The organism is Streptomyces sp. NPDC127114, assembly GCF_042677525.1.
Taxonomy (GTDB): Bacteria; Actinomycetota; Actinomycetes; order Streptomycetales; family Streptomycetaceae; genus Streptomyces.
Map to the genome: position 1 here is coordinate 1 of NZ_JBHXTJ010000062.1, position 23062 is coordinate 23062.

Here is a 23062-nt window from a genome sequence, read left to right on the forward strand (position 1 = left end):
GCCCGGTTACATTCCGAACCCGGAAGCTAAGCCTTTCAGCGCCGATGGTACTGCAGGGGGGACCCTGTGGGAGAGTAGGACGCCGCCGAACAATCTTTCAGGACCCGTGGTCCCAGCGTTCACGCTGGGCCACGGGTCCTTTTTGTTTTCTCTGAATTTTCTGAAAGCGCGGTGCGGTGCCGGCTGCGCGAGAATGACTGCAGTACCCGAAGACAGGAGTCACGTCGATGTCCACCAACTCTCCCGACGACCGTCCGGAGCGCGAGCCGCGTCGCCGGGACGGTGGCGAGCGGGGCGGCTTCCGTGGGCCGCGTCGTGACGACAACCGTGGCGGTGGCTACCGCGGCCGCGACGACCGCCCGTCCTTCCGTCGCGACGACCGTCGTGACGATCGCCGTGACGACAACCGCGGTGGCGGTGGCGGTGGCTACCGCGGCCGTGACGACCGCCCCTCCTTCCGTCGCGACGACAATCGTGACGACCGGCCTTCCTACCGTCGTGACGATCGCCGTGACGACAACCGCGGTGGCGGCGGCTTCCGTGGCCGCGACGACCGTGGGCGTGACGACCGCCCGTCCTTCCGCCGCGACGACCGTCGTGATGACCGCCGCGATGACCGTCGTGACGACCGCCCGTCCTTCCGTCGTGACGAGCGTCGTGACGACCGCCCGTCCTTCCGTCGTGACGACCGTCGTGACGATCGCCGTGACGACAACCGCGGTGGCGGGGGCTACCGCGGCCGTGACGACCGCCCGTCCTTCCGTCGCGACGACCGTCGTGACGAGCGGCCCGCTTTCCGTCGCGACGAGCGTCGGGACGACCGGCGTGACGACCGTCGTGACGAGCGGCCGGCCTTCCGTCGCGATGACCGTCCTTCGTACCGGAGCGACGACCGGCGCGACGACCGCCGTGACGACAACCGCGGTGGCGGCGGCTTCCGCGGCCGTGACGACCGTGGCCGCGATGACCGTCCGTCGTTCCGTCGGGACGACCGACGTGACGACCGGCGCGACGACCGTCGTGACGAGCGACCCGCCTTCCGTCGCGACGAGCGTCGGGACGACCGGCGTGACGACCGTCGTGACGAGCGGCCCCGTGGGCCGCGGCGTGAGGACGATCGGCGTGGTGGTGGCGGGTTCCGCGGCCGTGACGACCGGCGTGACGACCGTGGGCGTGGGCCGCGTCGTGACGACCGGGGTGGCTACGGGCGCCGTGACGACCGGAGCGACCGGGGCGAGCGTCGCGGTGGCGACCGCGCGCCCATCAAGCGCCTGCCGATTCCGCCGGAGGTCACCGGTGAGGAGATCGACGCGGACGTGCGGCAGGAGCTGATGAGCCTGCCCAAGGGACTGGCCGATGACGTCGCCCGTAACCTCGTCATGGTGGCCCAGCTGATCGACGAGGAGCCGGAGAAGGCGTACGAGTACTCGCGCATCGCCCTGCGGCTCGCGTCCCGCGTCGCCGCCGTCCGCGAGGCGGCCGGCTTCGCCGCGTACGCGACCCAGAAGTACTCCGAGGCGCTGGCCGAGTTCCGCGCCGCGCGGCGGATGACCGGCAGCGTCGAGCTGTGGCCCGTCATGGCCGACTGCGAGCGCGGTCTCGGCCGGCCCGAGCGTGCCCTCGCCATGGCCGGTGAGCCCGAGGTGCAGAAGCTGGACAAGGCCGGGCAGGTCGAGATGCGGCTCGTGGCCGCCGGCGCCCGCCGGGACTTGGGGCAGCTCGACGCCGCCATCGTGACCCTGCAGAGCCCCGAGCTGGCGTCGAACGCCAACCACCCGTGGACCGCCCGACTGCGTTACGCGTACGCGGACGCGCTGCTGGCGGCCGGGCGCGAGGACGAGGCGCGCGAGTGGTTCGCGAAGGCGCTGGAGGCCGACAAGGACGGTTCCACGGACGCCTCCGACCGGCTCGCCGAGCTGGACGGCGTCGAGTTCGTCGACGCGTTCGACGACTCCGACGACGTCGAGGAGAGCGACGACTCCGAGGACTCCGCGGGTTCCGAGGGCTCCGACGACTCGCAGGAGTCCGGCGCGTCCGGTGACGCCGACGCGGACGAGCGCGAGAGCGGCCAGGGCGGCCCCGCCGACGGCGACAAGAGCTGACGCCTGCGGTACGACATGAAGGGCGGCACCCCTGCCGGGGTGCCGCCCTTCGTCGTTTCCGCCGGAAGGCAGGCGGTCAGTCGAGGGCCAGGCTCCTGAGCACCAGGCCGGTCGCCGGCTTCGGGCCGAAGGAGGTCGATTTGCGGGGCATGGTGACGCCCTGCCGGGCCAGGTCCCGTACGACCTCCTCCTTCACGGGGTGCATGAGCACGGCCGTGCCGCCGCGGCGCTCCGCCTGGGCGACGGCCGCCTCGGTGTCGTGGATGTAGGCGATGTCCTCGGGGGCGTCCGGGATGCGCCACACGTGGTCGAGGAGCGTGGAGTGCAGGACGGTCGCGTCCAGGGTGCGCCAGGCCTCGGGCCGGTCCGTGCGGACGGTGCGGGCGAGCAGCGCCGGGTCGGGGCGGTCGAGCAGGTGGAAGGTGCCGTCACCGGCGAGGAGGAAGGCGTTGCCGTCGGCGGTGGCGGCGGCCAGGGCCTCCTGGGCGGCGGGCAGCGGGCCGTCGACGCGGGTGACGCGGAAGCTGTCGCCGATGGCGGCGAGCGCGTCGGGGACGGGGAGCCGGTTGAGGAGGCGGTGGATGGCGCGGACCCGCAGCGGGTAGCGGGCGGTGTCGATGAGGAGCACCAGGCCGTGGTTCCACGGGCCGGGTGCGGTGTGCTCCTCGCGGAGCCGGAGGTAGGTGGCCCAGCGGTGGTGCCCGTCGGCGATGAGGGCCTGGTGCCGGCGGAGCTCGGTGGCGACGGCGGTGAGGTCGGCCGGGTTCGTGACGGACCAGAGGCGGTGGTGGAAGCCGTCCTCGGTGGTCGTGGACAGCAGCGGTTCGCGTTCGACGACCCGGTCGATGACGGCGCCCGCGCCGTCGCCGTCGCCGCGGTAGGTGAGGAGCAGCGGCTCCAGGTTGGCGGCGGTGGTGCGCATGAGGTCGGCGCGGTCCTCGACGACGTGCGGCATGACGTCCTCGTGGGGGAGGACGATGCCCTCGGCCGGGGTGGAGAGTTCGAGTGCGCCGATGAGGCCGCGCTGGAGGATGCCGTCGCCGCGCTGCTCGTACACGTAGAGGGCGGGCTCGGGGTCCGGGGCGAGGATGCCGTCGGCGAGCCAGCGGTCGAGGGTGACGGCGGCCTTGCGGTGGCGGGTGCCGGCGGTGATGGCCTGCGGGAGGATCAGCCGGACGATGTTGTGGGGGTCGGCCGACTCGAGGTGGTGCAGTCCGTCGGGCCGTACCACGACGTCGTACGGCGGTGAGGTCACGGCGGCCAGGCTGCCGACCCGTTCGGGGACGTACCTGATGCCCCGGAAGGGGTTCAGGCGGAGACCGGGGGCGCGGACGTCGTCGGCCGCGTGACCTGAGGTGTTCATCTCGTCATCCTATGTGGCGGGTGGTCATGAGCGATGATCAGGGGAGCGGGGCATTTTCACCTGCCGAAACGTGAGGAGTACATGGAATGACGGGATTCGGCCAGGGACGGCAGGGCAGAAACCGGCCGGACGGGAGTGCGCGCGCGCTGAGCGAGGCGTACGACACGGCGCTGCTCGACCTGGACGGCGTCGTGTACTACGCGGGTGGCCACGCGATCCCGTACGCGGTCGAGGCGCTGGGCGCGGCCCGGGCCGGGGGCATGCACCTGGCGTACGTCACCAACAACGCGCTGCGGACGCCGGACACGGTGGCCGCGCACCTGACCGAGCTGGGTGTGCCCGCGGAGCCGGGCGACGTGATCACCTCGGCGCAGGCGGTGGCCCGGCTGATCGCGGACGAGGTGCCGCCGGGCTCGCGGATCCTGCTGATCGGCGGCGAGGGGCTGCGGGTGGCGCTGCGCGAGCGGGGGCTGGTGCCGGTGGAGTCGGCGGACGACGATCCGGTGGCGGTGGTGCAGGGGTACGGCGGCCCTGATCTGCCGTGGGGCCGGCTCGCGGAGGCGAGTTACGCGGTGGGGCGGGGGCTGCCCTGGTACGCGTCCAACACGGACCTGACGATTCCGAGCGCGCGGGGCATCGGGCCGGGCAACGGGGCCGCGGTGGAGGTCGTGCGGATCGCGACGGGCGCGGAGCCGAAGGTCGCGGGCAAGCCGTTGCCGCCGATGCACCGCGAGACGGTGCTGCGGACCGGCGCCCGGCGGCCGCTCGTGGTCGGAGACCGGCTGGACACGGACATCGAGGGTGCGTTCAACGGTGGCGTGGACTCGCTGCTGGTCCTGACCGGGGTGACCGATGTGGCGCGGCTGCTCGCGGCGGTGCCGGAGCACCGGCCGACGTATGTGGCGAGGGACCTGCGCGGTCTGCTGGTCGCCCAGCCGGAGGTGGCGGAGGGCGCGGACGGCGCGTTCCGGTGCGGGGGCTGGACGGCGACGGTGAGCGGGGGCGCCTTGCTGCTCGAGGGCGAGGCGCGCGAGACGCATGAGGCGGCTGAGGCGGATGCGGCGCGCGAAGAGGGCGCCGCGGGTGGCTCGCTGGATCCGCTGGACGGTGTACGGGCGCTGTGCGCGGCCGCCTGGACGGAGGCCGGGGCCGGCGCGTGCGGTCTGGACGCGGCGAAGGCGTTGGAGCGGCTGGGCCTGGGGGCGGGGCCGGCGTAAGGGACGCGGCTGCCCGCGGAGGCCGAGGCGCGGCGGCCTGTCGGCGACGGTCTTCGCGCCGTGCCTCGTTTCCGCAAGGCGTTCCCGTACGGGCGGGCCGGAGCCCGCTCGGGCGGCCCCGCCTGGATGCGGCCGGCTCCTCGTTCGTACAGGGGATCGATCATCAATGGGAGGGTAGGCTAACCTAACCTCGTGTTGGTCGAGACTCCCTCCCGTGCGAGCGCGGAGCCGGCCGGCCCTGTCCGGAATCCGAGGCGCCGGAACTCGCTGCGCGCCGTCGGACTGGTCGTGGCCGTCGGGATCCTGCTGCTGATCTGCGTCCTGAGCATCATGATCGGTGCCAAGCCGGTGCCGCTCGGCGACGTCTGGCACGGCCTCTTCCACAACAGCGGCATCCGCAACGACGTCGTCATCCACGACGTCCGCGTCCCCCGCACCCTCCTCGGCCTGCTCGTCGGTCTCGCCCTCGGCCTGTCCGGCGCGGTGATGCAGGGACTCACCCGCAACCCGCTCGCCGAGCCCGGCCTGCTCGGCGTCAACGCGGGCGCCGCCGCCGCGGTCGTGTCCGCGATCGCCTTCCTCGGGGTCACCGACGCCGCCTCCTACGTGTGGTTCGCCTTCGTCGGCGCGGCCGTCGTCTCCGTCGTCGTGTACGTCCTGGGCGGCAGCCGCAGCGCCACCCCCGTGCGCCTCGCGCTCGCCGGCACCGCCGCCACCGCCGCCCTGTACGGCTACGTCAACGCCGTACAGCTGCTCGACTCCGCCGCCCTGGACCGGCTGCGGTTCTGGACCGTCGGCTCGCTCGCCGACGCGAACATGGACACCGTCCGCCGGGTCGCGCCCTTCATCCTCCTCGGCACCGTCCTCGCGCTGCTGATCGCCCGGCCCCTCAACGCCATGGAGATGGGCGACGACACCGCGCGGGCGCTCGGCGCCAACCTCAACCGCACCCGGGTCACCGCCATGCTGTCGGTGACCCTGATGTGCGGCGCCGCGACCGCCGCCTGCGGGCCGATCGTGTTCGTCGGCCTGATGGTGCCGTACATCGTGCGGTCGATCACCGGCCCCGACATGCGCTGGATCCTGCCGTACGCGGCGGTGCTCTCGCCCGTCCTCCTCCTCGGCTCCGACGTCATCGGCCGGGTCGTGGCCCGCCCCTCCGAACTCCAGGTCGGCATCGTCACGGCGCTCGTCGGCGGGCCCGTCTTCATCCGTCTCGTCCGCCGCAAGAGGATGGCCAAGCTGTGAGCACCAAGACCCTGCGGGCCGGCGGCCTCTCCGTACGCTACGAGCCGCGCGCCCTGTTCTCCGTCCTCGGCCTGCTCGTGCTCGCCCTGGCCGTCGCGGTCGTCCTCATCGGCAGCGGCGACTTCCCGATCGCGCCCGGCGACGTCGTCGCCACCCTCCTCGGCGACGGCACGCCCGTGCAGGAGTTCGCCGTCATGGACCTGCGGCTGCCCCGCGTGCTCGTCGCCGTGTTCGTCGGCGCCGCGCTGGGCATCGGCGGCGCCGTCTTCCAGTCGGTCTCCCGCAACCCGCTCGGCAGCCCCGACGTGATCGGCTTCGGCCAGGGCTCCACCGTCGGCGCGCTCGCCGTCATCGTCCTCTTCCAGGGCAGCGCGGCGGCCGCCGCCGCGGGCGCCGTCGTCGGCGGGCTCGTCACCGGCGCCGTGATCTACCTGCTCGCCTGGAAGCGCGGAGTGCACGGCTACCGGCTCGTGCTCGTCGGCATCGGCGCCGCCGCCATGCTCACCGCCGTCATCCACTACCTCATCACCAAGGCGCAGCTCGTCGACGCGACGCGTGCGGTGGTGTGGATGACCGGCTCGCTCGACGGCCGCGACTGGGCGCAGTTCTGGCCGCTGTTCGCCGTCAGCTGCGTGCTGCTGCCGCTGGTCCTCGGGCACGGGCGGGCGCTGCGGATGCTGGAGATGGGCGACGACGCCGCGTACGCCCTCGGCGTCAAGGTCGAGCGGACCCGGATCGTCCTCATGGCCGCCGCCGTGCTGCTCGTGGCCGTCGCCACCGCCGCCGCGGGCCCCATCGTCTTCGTCTCGCTGAGCGCGCCCCAGCTGGCCCGCCGGCTCACCCGCTCGCCCGGGCCGAACCTGGCCGCGTCCGCGCTCATGGGCACGGCCCTGCTGCTCGTGGCCGACTGGGCCGCCACCAACGCCTTCGGCGAGCGCCAGCTCCCGGTCGGCGTCGTCACCGGCGTCCTCGGCGGCTGCTACCTGCTGTGGCTGCTCGTCAGCGAGCGGAAGGCGGGCCGCATATGACCACCGCGCACACGAACGACACGATCAGGAGCCAGGGTATGAACGGGCAGCAGCAGGCGGGGCAGCGGACGCAGCGGCTCAGCGCCGAGTCGGTCACGCTCGCCTACGACCAGCGGGTCATCGCCCGCGACCTGAGCGTCGCCATCCCCGACAACTCCTTCACGGTCATCGTCGGCCCGAACGCCTGCGGCAAGTCGACGCTGCTGCGCGCCCTGTCCCGGATGCTCAGGCCCACCGAGGGCCGGGTGCTGCTCGACGGGCAGGCGATCCACTCGATGCCCGCGAAGAAGGTCGCCAGGACGCTGGGCCTGCTGCCGCAGTCCTCCGTCGCGCCCGACGGCATCACCGTCGCCGACCTCGTCGCCCGCGGCCGCTACCCGCACCAGGGACTGCTGCGCCAGTGGTCCCCCGAGGACGAGCGGATCGTGCAGGAGTCGATGGCCTCGACCGGCGTCGCCGAGCTGGCCGAGCGGTACGTCGACGAGCTGTCCGGCGGCCAGCGCCAGCGGGTCTGGATCGCGATGGCGCTCGCCCAGCAGACGCCGCTGCTTCTCCTCGACGAGCCGACCACCTTCCTCGACATCCAGCACCAGATCGACGTGCTCGACCTGTGCGCCGAACTGCACGAGACGCAGGGCCGGACGCTGGTCGCGGTGCTCCACGACCTCAACCACGCGGCCCGGTACGCCACCCACCTCATCGCCTGCCGCGGCGGCGAGGTCGTCGCCGAGGGCCCGCCGAGCGAGGTCGTCACCGCCGAGCTGGTCGAGCGGGTCTTCGGACTGCGCTGCCAGGTCATCGAGGACCCGGAGACGGGCACTCCGCTGGTCGTCCCGGCGGGCCGCAAGGCCCGCGCGAAGGGGAAGGCCGAGGCCGCCGGAACCACGGCCGCGGAGCCGGAGCCCGCGTCGGCGACGTGAGGGAGGCGGGCGGCTGAGGGCGGGCTCCCGGCGCAGGGACCCGCTCCGGGGCTCGCGGCCGGCGGGCTCCTCGCTCCGGTGCTTGCGGCTCAGGCGCTCCCGGTCCCGGGCTTGCGGCCGGCGGTTTCCCGGCTCCGGGGCTTGCGGCCGGCGGTCTCCCCGCTCCGGCCCCCGCCCCCGGCCCGTAGCCGTCGTGCGCAAGCGCCTCCTACAGCAGCTTGCGCAGGCGCAGCAGGTCGCGGAAGCCGGCTTCCAGGGCGACGCGGCCGGAGGCCCAGGCCTTGGCGAAGTTCAGTTCGCCGTCGACCATCGACACCAGGTCGTCGCCCGTCATGCGGAGCCGGATCTCGGCCTTCTGCGCCGGCGGGCCCGCGAGCGTGGACTCGACCTCGATGCGGCCGTCGGCCAGGCGGCCCGTGAACGTGGTGTCCAGATCCGTGATGTGGCAGCTCAGGCTGCGGTCGAGCGCGGCCGCGCCGCGCACCTCGCCGTTCGCGCCGGCCAGGTTGTCGGAGAGTCTGTCGAGTGCCGCACGGCACTCCGCGATCGTTGCCATCGGGTCGACCGTACCCCAGGGCTTCGCGGTAGCGTCGGGGCATGAGCGACGCGTATCGGGCAGGCGACGACCCGGCCCGCCCCGACGACCCGGCCGGCCCCGGCGAGCAGGACTCCCCTCACGCGCCGGGCGGCCTCGACGAGGCCGGGCCCGCCCCGCTCGGCGTCGTCCGCACGCCGACCGGCCGGCCCGCCGTCGACGCGCTCCTGGACCGGCTCGGCGACGCCGACCACCTCACGGCGGACGGACACCTCGACGTGTACGAGGATGTACACCGAGGGCTGCGCGCCGAGCTGACCTCGCTCGACGCACCGCCCGGACCTCGTCCGTACGACAACAGGAGCTGAACCGAACGTGGCAGGACCGGCACGCCGCCGTCTGGACGCCGAGCTGGTACGGCGCAAGCTCGCGCGCTCGCGCGAGCACGCCAGCCAGCTGATCGCCGCGGGCCGGGTGACCGTCGGCAAGACCGTGGCCACCAAGCCCGCCACCCAGGTCGAGACCGCGGCGGCCATCGTCGTCGCCCAGGACGACGCCGACCCGGACTACGTCTCGCGCGGCGGCCACAAGCTGGCCGGTGCCTTCGCGGCGTTCGTGCCGCGGGGACTGCGCGTCGAGGGCCGGCGCGCCCTCGACGCGGGCGCGTCCACCGGCGGCTTCACCGACGTGCTGCTGCGCGCCGGCGCCGCCCATGTCGTCGCCGTCGACGTCGGCTACGGGCAGCTCGCCTGGTCGCTGCAGAGCGACGAGCGCGTCACCGTCAAGGACCGTACGAACGTGCGCGAGATGACCCTCGACTCCATCGACGGCATCCCGGTCGACCTCGTCGTCGGCGACCTGTCCTTCATCCCGCTCGGTCTCGTGCTGCCCGCCCTCGTGGCCTGCACCGCGCCCGACGCGGACCTGGTGCTGATGGTCAAGCCGCAGTTCGAGGTCGGCAAGGAGCGGCTCGGCTCCGGCGGAGTGGTGCGGAGCGCCGAACTCCGCGCCGACGCCGTGAAGAACGTCGCCCGCCGGGCGGCCGAGCTCGGGCTCGGCGTCCTCGGGGTCACCGCGAGCCCGCTGCCCGGCCCCTCCGGCAACGTCGAGTACTTTCTGTGGCTGCGGGCCGGGGCGCCCGCTCTCGATCCCGCGGAAGTCGACCGCGCCGTGGCGGAAGGACCTCGTTGAGCACAGCTTCGAGCACGTCTAGCGAAAGCAGCCGCACCGCAGGCAGGCGCACCGTCTTCCTGCTCGCGCACACCGGCCGGCCGGCCGCCGTGCGCAGCGCCGAACTCGTCGTCCTCGGGCTGCTGCGCAGCGGCATCGGGGTGCGCGTCCTGGAGGCGGAGGCGGCCGACCTGCCGCTGCCGCCGTCCGTCGAGAAGGTGCCGGAGGCCTGCTCCGACGCGCTCGACGGCTGCGAACTCCTCGTCGTCCTCGGCGGCGACGGCACCCTGCTGCGCGGCTCCGAGTTCTCCCGCGCCTCCGGCGTGCCGATGCTCGGCGTCAACCTGGGCCGGGTCGGCTTCCTCGCCGAGGCCGAGCGCGACGACCTCGACAAGGTCGTCGACCGGGTCGTGACCAGGGCGTACGAGGTCGAGGAGCGGATGACCCTGGACGTCACCGTCTACCAGAACGGCGACGTGCTGCACCGGGACTGGGCGCTGAACGAGGCCGCCGTGCAGAAGGTGTCCCCCGAGCGGATGCTGGAGGTCGTCCTCGCGATCGACGGCCGGCCGGTGACCGGATTCGGCTGCGACGGGGTGATCTGCGCGACGCCGACCGGGTCGACGGCGTACGCCTTCTCCGCGGGCGGCCCGGTGATCTGGCCCGAGGTGGAGGCGCTGCTCATGGTGCCGATCGGGGCGCACGCCCTGTTCGCGAAGCCGCTCGTCACCACGCCCCAGTCGGTGCTCGCGGTCGAGGTCGAGCCGCACACGCCGGACGGCGTGCTGTGGTGCGACGGCCGGCGGACGATCGAGCTGCCCGCCGGAGCCCGGGTCGAGGTGCGCCGCGGCGCCGTCCCGGTCCGCCTCGCCCGGCTGCACCACGCCTCGTTCACCGACCGTCTGGTGGCGAAGTTCGCCCTGCCGGTGTCGGGGTGGCGCGGGGCGCCGCACTAGCGACGTGTCCAGGGGCCCGTATCCACGGGCCGACGAGGCGGTGCCCGGAATGGGACGCGTCACCTCGGCGAGCGGTGAATTCGCCCCCGAAGGGGGGTGGCGTGGCACCGGGCGGCGAAAACCTCGTATGGTCTGGGGCGTGCTGGAGGAGATGCGGATACGGTCGCTGGGTGTCATCGACGACGCCGTCGTCGAGCTGTCGCCCGGTTTCACCGCGGTGACCGGCGAGACCGGTGCGGGCAAGACCATGGTCGTCACCAGCCTCGGGCTGCTGCTCGGCGGGCGGGCCGACCCGGCTCTGGTGCGGATCGGGGCGGGCTCCGCCGTGGTCGAGGGGCGCATCACGCTGCCCCCCGGCGCGTCGGCCGCCGCGCGCGCCGAGGAGGCGGGCGCCGAACTCGACGAGGGTGCGCTGCTGGTCAGCCGTACCGTCTCGGCGGAGGGCCGCTCCCGCGCCCACCTCGGCGGGCGTTCGGTGCCGGTCGGGCTGCTCGCCGAACTCGCCGACGAGCTCGTCGCCGTACACGGCCAGACCGACCAGCAGGGCCTGCTGAAGCCGGCCCGGCAGCGCGGCGCGCTCGACCGTTACGCGGGAGACGCCGTGGCCGTGCCGCTCGCCGCCTACGGCGAGGCGTACAAGAGGCTGCGGGCCGTCGCCGCCGAGCTGGAGGAGATCACCACCCGGGCCCGGGAGCGGGCCCAGGAGGCGGACCTGCTGCGCTTCGGGCTCGGCGAGATCGAGGCCGTCGAACCGCGCGCGGGCGAGGACGTCGAGCTGGCCGCGGAGGCGGAGCGGCTCGGGCACGCCGAGTCGCTGGCCTCCGCCGCCGCCCTCGCGCACGCCGCGCTCGCCGGGCAGCCCGAGGACCCCGAGGCCGTGGACGCGACGACGCTCGTCGCGGGCGCGGGCCGGGCCCTGGAGGCCGTGCGGGCGCACGACCCGGCGCTCGCCGCGCTCGCGGACCGGATGGGCGAGATCTCCATCCTGCTCGCCGACGTGGCCGGTGAGCTGGCCGGCTACGCCGACAACCTGGACGCCGACCCGCTGCGGCTCGCCGCGGTCGAGGAGCGGCGCGCCGCGCTGACCCAGCTCACCCGCAAGTACGGCGAGGACATCACCGCCGTCCTGGCGTGGGCGGAGCAGAGCGCGGCCCGGCTCACCGAGCTGGACGGCGACGACGAGCGCATCGACGAGCTGACCGCCGAGCGGGACCGGCTGAGCGACGAGCTCTCGGCGCTCGCGCAGCGGCTCACCGACGCCCGTACGGAGGCGGCGGCGCGGTTCGCCGAGGCCGTCACCGCCGAGCTGGCCTCGCTGGCCATGCCGCACGCGCGGGTGTCCTTCGCGATCCGGCAGACCGAGGACCCGGACGGTGTCGAGGTCGGCGGCCGCCGGGTCGCCTACGGCCCGTCCGGTGTCGACGAGGTCGAACTGCTCCTCGCGCCGCACCCGGGCGCACCGCCGCGGCCGATCGCCAAGGGTGCGTCCGGCGGTGAGCTGTCCCGGGTGATGCTGGCGGTCGAGGTCGTCTTCGCCGGTACGGATCCGGTGCCGACGTATCTCTTCGACGAGGTCGACGCGGGCGTCGGCGGCAAGGCGGCGGTCGAGATCGGCCGCCGGCTCGCCAAGCTCGCCAGGACCGCGCAGGTCGTCGTGGTCACCCACCTCCCGCAGGTGGCGGCCTTCGCCGACCGGCAGCTGCTCGTGGAGAAGACCAACGACGGCTCGGTCACCCGCTCCGGCGTCACCGTCCTGGAGGGCGAGGACCGGGTCCGCGAGCTGTCCCGGATGCTCGCGGGCCAGGAGGACTCCGAGACCGCGCGGGCGCACGCCGAGGAGCTGCTGGCGACGGCGCGGGCGGACGCCTGATGCCGAGGCCGTGGGCGGGTGTGACCGGAGCGGTCGCGGGCCGGTCCGCGGCCCGCCCGGCAGGGGCACGCCCGGCCGGGGCGCTCTCCGCGGTCACGGACCGGGCGCTCCGCTTCGCCGTCGCCTTCGGTGCGACGCGGGTGGCGCACGGACAGCTGCGCCGGCGCCCGCCGGGCAACCCGGCGAGCTGGCAGCGCACCAACCACGCCGGCCGTACCGTGCACACCCAGGCCGGAGCGGCGGTCGCCTTCGGCACCGCGCTCGCGGCCCTGCCCGCCGCGCCGGCCGTGCTCGCCACCGCCGCCGGGGCCGTCTGCGGGCGCCACGACGACCTGCGCGGTGACGAACGGCGGGGCTTCCGGGCCCATCTGACGGCGCTGCGGGACGGCGAGGTCACCAGCGGGGCCGTCAAGCTCCTCGGGATCGGCGCCGCCGGGCTCGCGGCCGGGGCGCTGCTCAGGGAACGCCCGCTGGACAAGGTCCTCGCGGGTGTCGTCGTCGCCGGGACGGCCCACCTCGTCAACCTGGTGGACGTCCGGCCCGGGCGCGCCGGACTGCTCGTGCTCGGGCTCGGCGCACCGTGGCTGCTGCGCGGGTCGCTCGCCGCGGTGCCCATGGGGGCCGCCGCCGCGGTGCTCGCCGACGACCTGGCCGAGCGCACCATGCTCGGTGACATGGGCGCCCACGCGCTCGGCGCCGCCCTCGGCACCGCCGTCGCGGCGGCCGGCGGGCGGTTTGCCCTCGCCGTCCACGCCGCCGGTCTGGTCGCCGCGGCGGCATATGGGGAGCGTGTGAGCGAGCTTGCGCGCGCCTCCCTGCCCGCCCATGCGCTCACCCGTGTGGGTGATCCCGGCCGGTAAGTTGCGGCGGGCGACACGGCAACGCGGGGACTTCGGTGCCGGAACGTGCGTACGGACTGGCATTCTTGGGCGCGTGACACAGCTCCGTACGGTCCAAGTGCTGGGCGGCGGCAGCGCGGGCAGCAGCGCGCACGTCAGATCGCTTGCCTCGGGGCTCGTGGCGAGGGGCGTGCGGGTGACCGTGTGCGCCCCGCCCGAACTCGACCATGTCTACGACTTCACGGGCGCCGGCGCGCATTTCGTGCCCGCGGCGCGCCGGGGCGGCCCGGCGGTGGTCGCCGTGCTGCGCAACGCGTTCATCGGTGCCGACGTCGTGCACGCGCACGGCCTCGACGCCTCGGTGCGGTCCTCGCTCGCGCTGTCCGGCGCCCCCGCGCCGCGCACCCCGCTCGTCACGACGTGGCACACGCGCAGCCATGTGGCGGGCGCGCGGGCCGGGCTCGTACGGCTCCTGGAGCGCAGGACCGTTCGGGCGGCGTCCGTCGTCCTCGGCACCTCGTCCGAACTCGTTGACCGGGCCCGGCGGCGCGGCGCCCGCGACGCCCGGCTCGCGCCGGTCACCGTGCCCGCCTCGCGGGCGCCGGTCTGCCTGCACGACGGAAAGGCCCGGGCCGAACTCGGCGCGGTGGACCGGCCGTTGCTGATGGCCGTCGGTGCGCTGGAGCCCGGGCGGGGTTACGGGATGCTGCTCGACGCGGCGCGGCGGTGGCGGGAGCTCGACCCGCCGCCGCTGCTCGTGATCGCGGGCGAGGGCCCCGAACGGCCCGCGCTGCAGCGGCGGATCGAGGCGGAGGGCCTCGCGGTGCGGCTGATCGGACGCCGGGACGACGTGGCGGAGCTGCTCGCGGCGGCGGACGTGGCGGTCCTGCCGTCGCGCTGGGAGGCCCGCTCCCTGCTCGCCCAGGAGGCACTGCGGCTCGGCGTGCCGCTCGTCGCGACGGCGGTGGGCGGAGTGCCCGAACTCGTCGGCGACGCGGCGGAACTGGTTCCGTACGGCGACGCGGACGCCCTCGCGGGCGCCGTGCGGGGCCTGCTGGAGGACGCGGACCGCCGCCTCGACCTGGCGGCGGCGGGCCGGGTGCAGGCGGGCACCTGGCCCACGGAGGACGAGACGATCGCGCACGTGCTCAGCGTGTACGACGAGCTGTCGGACCGGGCGGGGGAGGCGCGGAGGCACTGACCGCAGGGGCCGGGGGAGCCCCCGCGGCGCGGTCACGTCGTGTGGCGGCGGGCTCGCAGGGCCAGGCTCAGGGCCAGGACCGTCTGCGGGTCGTCCAGGTCCGTGCCGAGGAGTTCGGAGATGCGGGCCAGGCGGTTGTAGAGGGTCTGCCGGTTGAGGTGGAGTTCGCGGGCCGTCTCCGCCTTGCGGCCCGCGTGGGCCAGGTAGGTCTCCAGGGTCGGCAGCAGGGGAGGCCTGGACGTGCGGTCGTGGTCGCGGAGCGGGCCGATCGCACGGTCCACGAAGGCCGCCAGGTCCGGGTGGTCCCGCAGGCGCCACAGCAGCAGGTCGGTGTCCAGGCGGCGGGCGTCGTACCAGGGGCGGTCCGACAGGCCCTGCGCGGCCGTCGCCGTCTCCGCCGCGTGCCGCAGGCCCGCCGAGGCCGCCGCCCAGCCGCCCGCGACGCCCACCACCACGACCGGCGGGTGGGCGCCGGCGCGCTCCAGGCCGGCCCGCTCGACGCCGGCCCGCAGCGCCGCCGCGACCCGGTCCGCGACCGCCGTGCGCTCCGACTCCGAGCGCAGCCCCAGCAGGAGCGGGACCCGGCCTTCCACCGGGCGGACGCCGAGGAGGACCGGGACGCCGACCGAGGACAGTTCCTCGAGCACGGCTCGGGCGAGCAGTGCCCAGTTGCCCGAAGGGGACAGCTCGGAGGCCAGTCGCATCACGACCGGAAGGAGCGGCCCGTCGCCCGGCTTGAAGCCGAGGACCCGGGCCTGCGCCGGCGCGTCCTCCGCCGTGATCCGGCCCTCCGCGAGGTCCGTCAGGAAGTCGCCACGGCCACGGGCCGCCAGCTCCTCCTCCTGCCGGGCCTGCATCAGGACGACCGCGAGCAGGCCCGCCGCCCGCTCCGCCGCCATCCGGTGCACCGGGGACAGCGACGACGAGACGGCCAGCAGCACCAGCCTCGCCCGCACCGACGACGTGCCAGGGCCTCCGCCCGGCACGTCGACCAGGACCGCGCCGGCCGGCGGGCCCGACTCGCGCGCCGCGCGCTGCCCGCGCAGCCCGTCCCACACCTGGAGCGGGTCGGCGGGCTCGGTCTCGGTGCCCGCCGCGTACAGCAGCTGGCCGTCGGCGGTCTCCAGGAAGACCGGGTTGAGCGCGAAGTCGGCCAGGATCCGCAGCACCTGCGGCACCCCGCCACCGCCGAGCAGCGCCTCGGTGCACTGCCGGTGGACCTCCTCCGCCTGCCGCAGCAGCGCGTAGTGGCCGTTGACGATCTCGGTGTGGATCTCCTCCGTCACGGCGACGAAGGGCACCTCGCGGTGCAGCTGGACCAGCGGCAGCCCGGCGGTCCGCGCCGTCTCCACGATCGTCGCCGGGAGCCGCGCGAACCGCGGGCCCAGCTCCACCACGAGCGCCGCGATGCCGCGCTCGGCGAGCCGCCGCACGAAGGCCCGCTGCTCCGCCGGGCGCGTGCCCAGGCCCATCCCGGTGGTGAGCAGCAGCTCGCCGCCCTTGAGCAGCGAGGCGATGTTCGGCACCTCGCCGGCGTGGACCCAGCGGACGGTGCGGTGCAGCCGGTCCGCGCCCGCGACGACCTCGGGGAGCCCGCTGCGCAACCCCGGGAGTTCGAGCGCCCGCTGCACGGTGATCCCGCCCTGACTTTCCATGGACATGGACGGACGCTACCCGCCGGGCCCGTCACCGCGACATCACCGGGCGGTTAACGGGCCGGACACTTCGTACAGGGGGGCGACAACTCGTCGGCCCCTGGCGGGAATTGTGCGACCGAATGTCGATTGTGGCCTACGTCACCCAAGAGGATGCTCTCGCGCCATGGCAGAGAACCCCACCCCAGAGGTCCACCGGCTCAAGGCGAACTCGGTCGGGCTCGTCGGCGTCGTCTTCATGGCCGTCGCCACCGCCGCGCCCATCACCGCGATGACCGGCAACCTCCCCATCGCCGTCGGCTTCGGCAACGGCACCGGCGCCCCCGCCGGCTATCTCTTCGCGACCGTCGTCCTCACCGTCTTCTCGGTCGGATACGTCGCCATGGCCAAGCGGATCACCGCCGCCGGCGCCTTCTACGGCTACATCTCGCACGGCCTCGGCCGGATCGCCGGCATGGCCTCCGGCATGCTCGCCGTCCTCGCGTACATCGTCTTCGAGGCGTCCATCGTCGGCGTCTTCGCCTACTTCGCCAAGACGACCGTGGCCGACCAGCTGGGCGTGGACCTGCCGTGGATCGGCTACGCGGCCGCCATGCTCGCGGTCACCGCCGTCCTGTCGTACTTCGACATCAACCTCACCGCCAAGGCCCTCGGCGTGATGCTGGTCGCCGAGATCGCGGTCCTCTTCGCCGTCGCCACCGCCGTGCTGATCGCCGGCGGCGGACCCGACGGCATCCCGGCCGAGCCGATCGACCCCAGGAACGCCTTCACCGGCGCCTCCGCCGGCCTCGGCCTCTTCTTCGCCTTCTGGTCGTGGGTCGGCTTCGAGTCCACCGCGATGTACGGCGAGGAGTCCCGCGACCCCAAGCGGGTCATCCCGCGGGCGACGCTCATCTCCGTCATCGGCGTCGGCCTCTTCTACATCTACGTGTCGTGGATGACCATCGCCGGCAACGGACTCGCCGGCTCCGTGAAGCTGTCCGCGTCCTCCTCGCCGCTCGACCTGTTCTTCGCGCCCACCCAGTCCTTCATCGGTGCCTGGGCCGTCGACGCCTTCCAGTGGCTGCTGCTCACCGGCTCCTTCGCCTGCGGCATGGCCTTCCACCAGTGCGCCTCCCGCTACCTGTACGCGATCGGCCGCGAGGGCTTCCTCCACCCCGCCCTCGGCCGTACGCACGCCAGGCACGGCTCGCCGTACATCGCGTCCTTCGTGCAGAGTGCCATCGCGGTCGTCCTCGTCGGCGCCTTCTGGCTGACCGGCCAGGACCCCTACATCCACCTCTACACGCTGCTCGCGATCCTCGGCACGATGGCCATCCTCATCGTGCAGACCCTCTGTTCCTTCGCCGTCATCGGCTACTTCCGCAGGAACCACCCCGAGGACCGGCACTGGTTCAAGACGCTGACCGCGCCGCTGCTCGGCGGCATCGGCATGACCGCCGTGGTCGTGCTGCTGATCATGAACATGGAGACCGCGGCCGGACTCGCCGCCGACTCCCTCTTCTTCAAGGCCATCCCCTGGATCGTCGGCGCCGTCTTCTTCGGCGGCCTCGGTCTCGGCCTCTACCTCAAGGCCAGGCGGCCCGACCGCTACGAGATCATCGGCCGCATCGTCCTGGAGGACGCCACCGAGCGCGCCGACGACAGCACGGAGACCACCGCACCCGCCGCCGTACCCCAGAGCTGATCCCTCACCTCCAGGAGCGCCCCCATGGCACGCACCAACCCGATGCACCTCCTGAAGCGCCTCGCCGCCGAGCACGCCGACGCCCGACGGCTCGGCGTCCCCGTGGACGAGCTGCGCGGCCTCCGGTCCGACGCGCTCGGCCGCCGGACCCTCCTCAAGTACGCCGCCGCGGCCGGCGTCGCCGTCTCCGCCGGGACGGCCGTCGCCGCCCCGGCGGCCGCCAGGGCCGCCACCCCCGCCCGGATCGCCGTCGTCGGCGCCGGCATCGCCGGCCTGACCGCCGCCCTCACCCTCCAGGACGCGGGCCTCAGCCCCGTCCTCTACGAGGCCAACCCGTCCCGGGTCGGCGGCCGCATGTGGACCCAGCGCCAGCACTGGGCGTACGGGCAGACCTCCGAGATCGGCGGCGAGCTCATCGACACCAGCCACAAGAAGATCCTCGAACTCTGCCGCCGCTTCGGCCTCGCCACCGAGGACTTCCTCGGCGGCGGGCCCAACGGCGCTGAGGAGGTCCTCTGGTTCGACGGCGCCTACTACCCGCGCGAACAGGCCGACGAGGACTTCAACGCGGTCTACCAGGCCCTCCACCGCGACCTGCTCGAAGCGGGCGAGGTGAAGTGGAACCAGACCACGCCCACCGGCACCGCCCTGGACGACATGTCGATATACGAGTGGATCGAGAGCCGGGTCCCCGGCGGACACTCCTCCCCGCTCGGGAAGTTCATGGACGTCGCCTACAACGTCGAGTACGGCGCCGACACCACCGACCAGTCCTCGCTCGCCCTGGTCCTGCTGATGGGCTACCAGACGAATCCCGGCAACTTCAACATCTGGGGCCTGTCCAACGAGCGTTACCACGTCGTCGGCGGCAACGACCGGCTCCCGAACGCCATCGCGGGGGCCCTCAAGCCCGGCACCCTGAAGGCCGGCTGGTCGCTCGACGCCCTGCGGGCCAACGCCGACGGCACCCAGACGCTCACCTTCACCGAGGCGGGCAGCACCCGGACCGTCACCGCGGACCACACGATCCTGTGCGTGCCGCTGCCCGTCCTCCAGCGGCTCGACCTCACCCGGGCCGGCTTCGACCCGCGGATGACGAACCTGCTGCGGGACGCCCGCATGGGCTACTGCACCAAGCTCAACATGCAGTTCGCCACCCGGCCCTGGCGCGGCACCGGCCCCTGGCCGGGAGTCTCCGCGGGCGACTGCTTCACCGACAGCGAGGTCCAGCAGACCTGGGACACCACCAAGATCCAGGGCGCCACCGGCGGCATCCTCATCCAGTACGGCGGCGGCACCCTCGCCAGGTCCCTGAACCCGGCAGGGCCGTTCTCCACCGAGTCCGACCCGTACGTCAGGGACCTCGTCACCCGCTACCTGAAGGGCATCGACGCCTTCTTCCCCGGGACCTCCAAGGCCTACACCGGCCGCGCCCAGCTGTCCGCCTGGCACAAGAACCCGTACGCGCTCGGCGCCTACTCGTACTGGCCGGTGAGCTACCTCCACCGGTACGCGGGCTACGAGGGCACCGCCCAGGGCAACGTCCACATCGGCGGCGAGCACTGTTCCTACGACTTCCAGGGCTTCATGGAAGGCGGCGCCACCGAGGGCGAACGCGCCGCGCGGGAGGTGATCGCCGCCCTGAGGTGACCGACGGGTTCAGACGGCCGGCGCGATGTTGTGGTTGAAGCGGAAGACGTTGTCGGGGTCGTAGTCGGCCTTGACCCGGGCCAGGCGCCGGTAGTTCTCGGCGCCGAAGCCCTCCACCACCCGCTGGCGGCCCTCGTCGCCGGTGAAGTTGAGGTACACGGCGCCGGTCGACCAGGGGAGGGCGTCCGCCCGGACGTCCCTGACCCACTGGATCGCCCGCTCGTCGTCGGCCGGGTCCTCCCACACCGCGAAGGGGTGCAGGGCCCAGGCCGCCGACCGCCAAGGGATCGGGGAGTCCGCCGGGCCGCGGGCGACCTGCCCGCCCAGCGGGAACAGCACGTGCTGCATGCCCGAGGGCACGATCATCCCGGCCGAGCGGGCGCAGAACACGTCCACCGCCGTGTCCGGGAAGGTCGACAGGTACTCGGCCGACCAGTAGTTCCGCATCCCTCCGGGGTCGTCCATCATGCACTGGAAGTCCACGTACGGCATGTCCGCCAGCAGCTCCACCGACGGCGACAGCGCGTACAGCGGGTCGGCGAACGCGCGGGCCTCGGCCGCCGGCCCCGCCCAGCTCACCAGGGCGCCGCTGAGCAGCGTGCCCTGCAGCTCCTCGGGGATGAACTCCTCGGGCGGCGCGTTGAGGTAGATGCCTCCGCCGCCGGCCTCGTCCGGCGCGTCCGCCATCAGGTCCCGGTACGCCCGGATGACCTCGGGGCCCGCCTCCTTCGGGAACAGCAGCATCGCGAAGCCGAACTCGGGCAGCGGATGCACCCGCAGGGTCATCGAGGTGGCCACCCCGAAGTTTCCGCCGCCGCCGTGCAGCGCCCAGAACAGGTCCGGGTTCTCCTCGGCGTCCGCGTGCACGTGCTTGCCCTCGGCCGTGATCAGCTCCACGGCCAGCAGGTTGTCGCACGCGAGTCCGAACTTCCGCTCCAGCCAGCCCGATCCGCCGCCCAGCGTGAAGCCGCCGACGCCCGTCGTCGACGCCCGGCCGCCGGTCACGGCCACGTGGAACGGCTGGCAGGCGTGGTCCAGGTGACTCATGGTGGCCCCGCCCTCCACCCGTACCGTCATCGCCTCCGGGTCGACGACCACCGCGTGCATCCGCCGCAGGTCCACCACGAGCCCGCCGTCGTTGAGCGCCGTGCCGGCCACGCTGTGCCCGCCGCCGCGCACGGCGATCGGCAGGCCGGCCTCGCGTCCGAAGAGCACCGCGTTCGACACGTCCTCGGGCGTCTCGCACTGGGCGATGACGGCGGGACGCCGGTCGATCATCGCGTTGTAGACGACCCGCGCCTCGTCGTAGCCCGGATCGCCGGGTACGAGCACCTCGCCCGCCAGGTCCTCACGAAGACCCGCCAGGGCGCTGTCCGGAACGGTGGTCTGGGGAGCCATGGGAGTGCCCCCCTTTCGCGTGCGACACGGGGGACAGGACCCCTTCATCGTAGGTCCGCGCCCCGCCCCCCGCCGCTCGGGGCGTCAGCCTCCGTACGCGCCCGAGGCGGTGAGCCGCAGGGCCGTGTCGATCAGCGGGACGTGGCTGAAGGCCTGCGGGAAGTTGCCCACCTGGCGCTGGGCCCGCGGGTCCCACTCCTCGGCGAGCAGCCCCAGGTCGTTGCGGAGCGAGAGCAGCCGCTCGAACAGCTTGCGGGCCTCGTCGACCCGGCCGATCATCGCCAGGTCGTCGGCGAGCCAGAACGAACAGGCGAGGAACGCGCCCTCGTCGCCCTCCAGGCCGTCCACGCCCGCCTCCTCGCCGGCGGTCGGGTAGCGCAGCACGAAGCCGTCCTCCGTGGACAGCTCCCGCTGGATCGCCTCGATGGTGCCGATCACCCGCTTGTCGTCCGGCGGCAGGAAGCCCATCTGCGGGATCAGCAGCAGCGAGGCGTCCAGCTCCCGCGAGCCGTAGGACTGCGTGAAGGTGTTGCGCTCCGGGTCGTAGCCCTTCTCGCAGACGTCCCGGTGGATCTCGTCGCGCAGCTCGCGCCAGCGCTCCAGCGGCCCGTCCGCGTCACCGGACTCGATGAGCTTGATCGTGCGGTCCACCGCCACCCAGGCCATCACTTTGGAGTGGGTGAAGTGCCGGCGCGGGCCGCGCACCTCCCAGATGCCCTCGTCGGGCTGGTCCCAGTTCTTCTCCAGGTAGTTGATCAGCTTGATCTGCAGCAGCGAGGCGTAGTCGTTGCGGGACAGGCCCGTCATGTGCGCCAGGTGCAGGGCCTCGGTGACCTCGCCGTACACGTCCAGCTGGAGCTGGTTGGCGGCGCCGTTGCCGACCCGGACCGGGCCGGAGTTCTCGTACCCCGGCAGCCAGTCCAGCTCCGCCTCGCCGAGCTCGCGCTCGCCCGCGATGCCGTACATGATCTGCAGGTTCTCCGGGTCGCCCGCGACCGCGCGCAGCAGCCAGTCCCGCCAGGCGCGGGCCTCCTCGCGATAGCCGGTGCGCAGCATCGAGGAGAGGGTGATCGCCGCGTCCCGCAGCCACGTGTAGCGGTAGTCCCAGTTGCGGACGCCGCCGATCTCCTCGGGCAGGGAGGTGGTCGGCGCGGCCACGATCCCGCCGGTCGGCGCGTACGTGAGCGCCTTGAGGGTGATCAGGGAGCGGACCACCGCCTCCCGGTACGGGCCGTGGTACGTGCAGTGCTCGACCCACTCGCGCCAGAAGTCGGCGGTCGCCTCCAGCGAGCCCTCCGGGTCCGGCAGCGGCGGCGGCTCCTTGTGCGAGGGCTGCCAGGACAGGGTGAAGGTGATCCTGTCGCCGGGCGTGACGGTGAACTCGGAGTACGTGGTGAGGTCCTTGCCGTGGGTCTCCACGTCGGTGTCCAGCCACACGGAGTCGGGCCCCGCGACGGCCACCGTGCGCTCGCCGACCTTGTGCACCCAGGGCACCACCCGGCCGTAGCTGAAGCGCATGCGCAGGCTGGAGCGCATCGGCACCCGGCCGCTGACGCCCTCGACCACCCGGATCAGCTGCGGGGCGCCGTCACGCGGCGGCATGAAGTCGGTCACCCGGACCGTGCCGCGCGGGGTGTCCCACTCGGACTCCAGGATGAGCGAGTCGCCGCGGTAGCGGCGCCGGTCGGCGGGGGCCGCAGGGGCGCCCTCCGGGCCGGCCGGGCCGACCCGCCAGAAGCCGTGCTCCTCGGTGCCGAGCAGTCCCGCGAAGACTGCGTGCGAATCGAAGCGGGGCAGGCAGAGCCAGTCGACACTGCCGTCCCGGCAGACCAGGGCAGCGGTCTGCATGTCTCCGATGAGTGCGTAATCCTCGATGCGCCCGGCCACGTGCTTCACTCCAGATCGAACGGCCACGTCCGCCCCGCGGGGCGTTTTTCGCCCCGGAGGGCGATTCCTACAGGTCAGCGGGTCAAGGGATCGTTGACGAGCTCTTGGTCCGGCTGACAGGCGGGGGTGGTGCCGTGCCGGTCCGGCTCGGCAGCGCATGTCCGAGCAGGATACGACGCCCACCCTAGTGACCGGCGGCGCCGATCTTGTAACGCCCTTGCGCCGTTCGGGTGAGCAGGTCTTGACCCGGCCCGGGCCACGGCTGTGCCCCCACCCATGGTGCCGGAGGCGCCCGCTCCGGTCACGGCGTGTCGCCGACCGTATGCACCCGACTGC

General features: G+C 73.7%; 19 protein-coding genes and 1 rRNA gene. 15 read left to right on the plus strand and 5 right to left on the minus strand.

All coding sequences use genetic code 11. From position 1 onward, the window contains the following. The 3 genes from rrf to ACFVGS_RS34850 all read left to right on the plus strand — a co-directional run. Nucleotides 1–91, plus strand: a 5S ribosomal RNA gene (rrf, locus tag ACFVGS_RS34840); the annotation flags it as partial. 212 nt (nucleotides 92–303) lie between these two features. Then, entirely contained in the window at nucleotides 304–1332 is a 1029-nt protein-coding gene (locus ACFVGS_RS34845) for a hypothetical protein (protein ID WP_385696245.1), read from the plus strand. Continuing rightward, nucleotides 1317–2102 (plus strand): tetratricopeptide repeat protein, encoded by a 786-nt coding sequence (locus ACFVGS_RS34850; protein ID WP_385696247.1) that lies wholly within the window; start codon nucleotides 1317–1319, stop codon nucleotides 2100–2102. Before ACFVGS_RS34845 ends, ACFVGS_RS34850 begins: the two co-directional genes overlap by 16 nt. Nucleotides 2103–2178: 76 nt before the next feature. Here the strand turns inward: ACFVGS_RS34850 and ACFVGS_RS34855 are convergent, their stop codons facing one another. After that, nucleotides 2179–3465, minus strand: a complete 1287-nt coding sequence (locus ACFVGS_RS34855) for a DUF1015 domain-containing protein (RefSeq protein ID WP_385696250.1) — start codon at nucleotides 3463–3465, stop codon at nucleotides 2179–2181. 86 nt (nucleotides 3466–3551) lie between these two features. Between ACFVGS_RS34855 and ACFVGS_RS34860 the strand changes: the two genes are divergently transcribed. The 4 genes from ACFVGS_RS34860 to ACFVGS_RS34875 all read left to right on the plus strand — a co-directional run bounded on the left by ACFVGS_RS34860 (nucleotide 3552) and on the right by ACFVGS_RS34875 (nucleotide 7878). Then, nucleotides 3552–4682: an HAD hydrolase-like protein gene (locus ACFVGS_RS34860; protein ID WP_385696253.1), complete on the plus strand. Its 1131-nt coding sequence runs from the start codon at nucleotides 3552–3554 to the stop codon at nucleotides 4680–4682. Nucleotides 4683–4970: 288 nt separating this feature from the next. Beyond that, complete coding sequence (locus ACFVGS_RS34865) at nucleotides 4971–5930, plus strand: iron chelate uptake ABC transporter family permease subunit (protein WP_384422271.1); 960 nt, start codon at nucleotides 4971–4973, stop codon at nucleotides 5928–5930. Then, nucleotides 5927–6958: a FecCD family ABC transporter permease gene (locus ACFVGS_RS34870; protein ID WP_384422258.1), complete on the plus strand. Its 1032-nt coding sequence runs from the start codon at nucleotides 5927–5929 to the stop codon at nucleotides 6956–6958. Before ACFVGS_RS34865 ends, ACFVGS_RS34870 begins: the two co-directional genes overlap by 4 nt. A gap of 38 nt (nucleotides 6959–6996) precedes the next feature. Next, complete coding sequence (locus ACFVGS_RS34875) at nucleotides 6997–7878, plus strand: ABC transporter ATP-binding protein (RefSeq protein WP_385696256.1); 882 nt, start codon at nucleotides 6997–6999, stop codon at nucleotides 7876–7878. Between the two features lie 208 nt (nucleotides 7879–8086). On the opposite strand, the gene ACFVGS_RS34880 is transcribed toward ACFVGS_RS34875, so the two are convergent. After that, nucleotides 8087–8434: an SCP2 sterol-binding domain-containing protein gene (locus tag ACFVGS_RS34880; RefSeq protein ID WP_384422254.1), complete on the minus strand. Its 348-nt coding sequence runs from the start codon at nucleotides 8432–8434 to the stop codon at nucleotides 8087–8089. Nucleotides 8435–8475: 41 nt separating this feature from the next. Between ACFVGS_RS34880 and ACFVGS_RS34885 the strand changes: the two genes are divergently transcribed. From ACFVGS_RS34885 to ACFVGS_RS34910, 6 genes are all read left to right on the plus strand, one after another. After that, nucleotides 8476–8781 (plus strand): hypothetical protein, encoded by a 306-nt coding sequence (locus ACFVGS_RS34885; RefSeq protein WP_384422252.1) that lies wholly within the window; start codon nucleotides 8476–8478, stop codon nucleotides 8779–8781. 7 nt (nucleotides 8782–8788) lie between these two features. Further along, entirely contained in the window at nucleotides 8789–9604 is an 816-nt protein-coding gene (locus ACFVGS_RS34890) for a TlyA family RNA methyltransferase (RefSeq protein ID WP_384422251.1), read from the plus strand. Continuing rightward, nucleotides 9601–10539: an NAD kinase gene (locus ACFVGS_RS34895; RefSeq protein WP_384422249.1), complete on the plus strand. Its 939-nt coding sequence runs from the start codon at nucleotides 9601–9603 to the stop codon at nucleotides 10537–10539. Before ACFVGS_RS34890 ends, ACFVGS_RS34895 begins: the two co-directional genes overlap by 4 nt. A 127-nt stretch (nucleotides 10540–10666) precedes the next feature. Further along, entirely contained in the window at nucleotides 10667–12409 is a 1743-nt protein-coding gene (gene recN / locus ACFVGS_RS34900; RefSeq protein ID WP_385696260.1) for a DNA repair protein RecN, read from the plus strand. After that, the gene (locus ACFVGS_RS34905; protein ID WP_384422245.1) at nucleotides 12409–13269 is read left to right on the plus strand and encodes a hypothetical protein; all 861 of its coding nucleotides are present in this window, start codon (nucleotides 12409–12411) and stop codon (nucleotides 13267–13269) included. Before recN ends, ACFVGS_RS34905 begins: the two co-directional genes overlap by 1 nt. A gap of 73 nt (nucleotides 13270–13342) precedes the next feature. Next, a complete protein-coding gene (locus tag ACFVGS_RS34910; protein WP_384422243.1) occupies nucleotides 13343–14449 on the plus strand; it encodes a glycosyltransferase family 4 protein in 1107 nt (368 codons plus the stop codon). Between the two features lie 32 nt (nucleotides 14450–14481). Here ACFVGS_RS34910 and ACFVGS_RS34915 read toward each other — a convergent pair whose 3' ends face one another. Beyond that, on the minus strand, nucleotides 14482–16104 hold the full coding sequence (locus ACFVGS_RS34915) for a PucR family transcriptional regulator (RefSeq protein WP_384422269.1): 1623 nt from the start codon (nucleotides 16102–16104) through the stop codon (nucleotides 14482–14484). Nucleotides 16105–16270: 166 nt separating this feature from the next. Between ACFVGS_RS34915 and ACFVGS_RS34920 the strand changes: the two genes are divergently transcribed. Both ACFVGS_RS34920 and ACFVGS_RS34925 read left to right on the plus strand, forming a co-directional pair. Further along, the gene (locus tag ACFVGS_RS34920) at nucleotides 16271–17791 is read left to right on the plus strand and encodes an APC family permease (RefSeq protein WP_385696263.1); all 1521 of its coding nucleotides are present in this window, start codon (nucleotides 16271–16273) and stop codon (nucleotides 17789–17791) included. A gap of 24 nt (nucleotides 17792–17815) precedes the next feature. Beyond that, on the plus strand, nucleotides 17816–19441 hold the full coding sequence (locus ACFVGS_RS34925) for a flavin monoamine oxidase family protein (protein ID WP_385696266.1): 1626 nt from the start codon (nucleotides 17816–17818) through the stop codon (nucleotides 19439–19441). A gap of 9 nt (nucleotides 19442–19450) precedes the next feature. Here the strand turns inward: ACFVGS_RS34925 and ACFVGS_RS34930 are convergent, their stop codons facing one another. Together ACFVGS_RS34930 and ACFVGS_RS34935 are read right to left on the minus strand one after the other, a co-directional pair. Beyond that, nucleotides 19451–20839, minus strand: coding sequence for an FAD-binding protein (locus tag ACFVGS_RS34930; RefSeq protein ID WP_384422237.1), 1389 nt, complete (start codon nucleotides 20837–20839; stop codon nucleotides 19451–19453). A gap of 84 nt (nucleotides 20840–20923) precedes the next feature. After that, nucleotides 20924–22726 carry a glycoside hydrolase family 15 protein gene (locus ACFVGS_RS34935; protein ID WP_384422235.1) on the minus strand — a complete coding sequence of 601 codons (1803 nt, stop codon included), beginning with the start codon at nucleotides 22724–22726 and terminating at the stop codon, nucleotides 20924–20926. Nucleotides 22727–23062 lie beyond the last annotated feature (336 nt).